Annotated in this window: 1 protein-coding gene; it reads right to left on the reverse strand. The window is 44.0% G+C overall.

The window, feature by feature from the left end; genetic code table 11:
- Positions 1-268: transglycosylase SLT domain-containing protein (locus R2R70_RS20560; protein ID WP_410978987.1), on the reverse strand; the 268-nt coding region annotated here is incomplete at both ends.

Consider the following 268-nt stretch of genomic DNA (forward strand, 5'->3'; position numbering starts at 1 on the left):
TACTTCGTAATCCCGGCGTGTTGAAGACTGATCCATATCTTCCCTTAATATAGTTAATGGCCGCAACAGCATTATGAATTGGGTTCCAAATGTCATTCATGCCCTTACCTTTATTGGAGTTAAACGTTGGCCCAATGGTTTGCATTAAGCCTTTAGAAGGTGTTCCCTTTTTGGCGTTTGAATCCCATAAGTTGATCGCTCTCGGATTTCCATTTGATTCGTGCTGAGCGATTGTCATCAGACCTGGAAGCCAGCTCATCGATGTGCC

Source organism: Cobetia sp. SIMBA_158, assembly GCF_046566945.1.
In the GTDB taxonomy this organism is placed as follows: Bacteria; Pseudomonadota; Gammaproteobacteria; order Pseudomonadales; family Halomonadaceae; genus Cobetia; species Cobetia amphilecti.